The 3119-nt window shown below is 53.3% G+C and carries 2 rRNA genes (1 of these 2 cut by a window edge); both read left to right on the plus strand.

Features of this window, described 5'->3' with window-relative positions:
- A 23S ribosomal RNA gene (locus tag D1012_RS21735) occupies positions 1–2742 on the plus strand; it begins 96 nt to the left of the window's first position.
- 147 nt (positions 2743–2889) lie between these two features.
- Positions 2890–3004: ribosomal RNA gene (gene rrf, locus D1012_RS21740) — 5S ribosomal RNA — on the plus strand.
- Positions 3005–3119: the final 115 nt, after the last annotated feature.

Here is a 3119-nt window from a genome sequence, read left to right on the forward strand (position 1 = left end):
GCTTTGATCCATGGATGTCCGAATGGGGGAACCCACCTGACATTCTGTTATTGTTACCTCACAAGGGTATCAATAATGGGGTGAACCAGGTACTTTAATCCTGAATACATAGGGGTTTTAGAGCAAACCCGGGGAACTGAAACATCTAAGTACCCGGAGGAAAGGAAATCAATAGAGACTCCGCTAGTAGTGGCGAGCGAACGCGGACCAGCCGAGCCTGGAAGAGTGACTGGAATGGTCTGGAAAGGCCAACCATAGCGGGTGACAGTCCCGTACAGGAAGCTTTACAGGACATATTAAGTAGGGCGGGACACGTGAAATCCTGTCTGAAGATCGGAGGACCACCTCCGAAGGCTAAGTACTCCTTACTGACCGATAGCGAACCAGTACCGTGAGGGAAAGGTGAAAAGCACCCCGACGAGGGGAGTGAAACAGTTCCTGAAACCGGACGCCTACAAGCAGTCGGAGGGTCCATGAGACCTGACGGCGTACCTTTTGTATAATGGGTCAACGACTTAGTCTAACGAGCGAGCTTAAGCCGATAGGTGTAGGCGCAGCGAAAGCGAGTCTTAAAAGGGCGCATGAGTTCGTTGGATTAGACCCGAAACCAAGTGATCTAGCCATGTGCAGGATGAAGGTAAGGTAACACTTACTGGAGGTCCGAACCAACACCCGTTGAAAAGGGTCTGGATGACGTGTGGCTAGGGGTGAAAGGCCAATCAAACTTGGAGATAGCTGGTTCTCCGCGAAAGCTATTTAGGTAGCGCCTCGGACGAATACCTTGGGGGGTAGAGCACTACATGGATGATGGGGGCCCACAGCCTTACTGAGTCTAAGTAAACTCCGAATACCCAAGAGTACTATCCGGGAGACACACGGCGGGTGCTAACGTCCGTCGTGAAGAGGGAAACAACCCTGACCTGCAGCTAAGGCCCCTAATTCGTGGTTAAGTGGGAAAGCATGTGGGACGGCCAAAACAACCAGGAGGTTGGCTTAGAAGCAGCCATCCTTTAAAGATAGCGTAACAGCTCACTGGTCTAGATAAGCTGTCCTGCGGCGAAGATGTAACGGGGCTCAAACCACGAGCCGAAGCTCAGGATGCATAGCAATATGCGTGGTAGCGGAGCGTTCTGTGATATAGCTCATCATGTCTTATCCATCCCTCGGGGTGGTGTGGACATGGAGAGCTTTCTGTGAAGCCGGGCTGTAAGGCATCCGGTGGAGAGATCAGAAGCGAGAATGTTGACATGAGTAGCGACAAAGGGGGTGAGAGACCCCCTCGCCGAAAGTCCAAGGGTTCCTGCTTAAAGCTAATCTGAGCAGGGTAAGCCGGCCCCTAAGGCGAGGCCGAAAGGCGTAGTCGATGGGAACACGGTTAATATTCCGTGGCCAGGAGGAAGTGACGGATCTGAAACGTAGTTTGCCCTTATCGGATTGGGTGGGCTGCCTACAGGTCCCTGGAAATAGCCCTCCATCAGACCGTACCCTAAACCGACACAGGTGGACTGGTAGAGTATACCAAGGCGCTTGAGAGAACCACGTTAAAGGAACTCGGCAAAATGCCTCCGTAAGTTCGCGAGAAGGAGGCCCCACTTTTACGCAAGTAGAGGTGGGGGGCACAAACTAGGGGGTGGCGACTGTTTACTTAAAACACAGGGCTGTGCGAAGCCGTAAGGCGACGTATACAGTCTGACGCCTGCCCGGTGCTGGAAGGTTAAAAGGAGGGGTGCAAGCTCTGAATTGAAGCCCCAGTAAACGGCGGCCGTAACTATAACGGTCCTAAGGTAGCGAAATTCCTTGTCGGGTAAGTTCCGACCTGCACGAATGGCGTAACGATCTCCCCGCTGTCTCTAACGTGGACTCAGCGAAATTGAACTGTGTGTCAAGATGCACACTACCCGCGGTTAGACGGAAAGACCCCATGAACCTTTACTCCAGCTTTGCACTGGCATCAGGAATGTGATGTGCAGGATAGGTGGTAGGCTTTGAAGCAGGGACGCTAGTTCTTGTGGAGCCAACCTTGAGATACCACCCTTCGCCTTCTTGATGTCTAACCGCGGTCCGTTATCCGGATCCGGGACCCTGCATGGTGGGGAGTTTGACTGGGGCGGTCGCCTCCCAAACAGTAACGGAGGCGCGCGAAGGTAGGCTCAGACCGGTCGGAAATCGGTCGTTGAGTGCAATGGCAGAAGCCTGCCTGACTGCAAGACTGACAAGTCGAGCAGAGACGAAAGTCGGTCATAGTGATCCGGTGGTCCCAAGTGGGAGGGCCATCGCTCAACGGATAAAAGGTACTCTGGGGATAACAGGCTGATGATGCCCAAGAGTCCATATCGACGGCATCGTTTGGCACCTCGATGTCGGCTCATCTCATCCTGGGGCTGGAGCAGGTCCCAAGGGTATGGCTGTTCGCCATTTAAAGAGGTACGTGAGCTGGGTTTAGAACGTCGTGAGACAGTTCGGTCCCTATCTGCCGTGGGTGTAGGAGATTTGAGAAGAGTTGCCCCTAGTACGAGAGGACCGGGGTGAACGAACCACTGGTGGACCAGTTATCGTGCCAACGGTAGTGCTGGGTAGCTATGTTCGGACAGGATAACCGCTGAAGGCATCTAAGCGGGAAGCCCCCTTCAAAACAAGATCTCCCTTGAGAGCCGTGGAAGACCACCACGTCGATAGGCCAGAGGTGTAAGTGCAGCAATGCATTCAGCTGACTGGTACTAATTGCTCGATAGGCTTGATTTGATCCAGTAACAGCAAGGTAAAGCAATGGCACACGCCAAAGCATCCCTCGCCTGGACAGTCAAAACGCATACACCAAAATAACGTGTACAACCTTGGAACAACACTGATGTTATCCCTGCCATCATGGCAGGGGTGTCTCTTCTTCGGTTTGGTGGTCATAGCACGAGCAAAACACCCGATCCCTTCCCGAACTCGGCCGTTAAGTGCCGTCGCGCCAATGGTACTGCGTCTTAAGACGTGGGAGAGTAGGTCACCGCCAAACCTAAAAAGAGACACATAACTCTCAATACGATACAAATACCCGATCGCACAAAATGCCCTCGGACCGGACGCGGGGTGGAGCAGCCCGGTAGCTCGTCAGGCTCATAACCTGAAGG

Source organism: Pseudotabrizicola alkalilacus (genome assembly GCF_003443995.1).
GTDB classification, from domain to species: Bacteria; Pseudomonadota; Alphaproteobacteria; order Rhodobacterales; family Rhodobacteraceae; genus Pseudotabrizicola; species Pseudotabrizicola alkalilacus.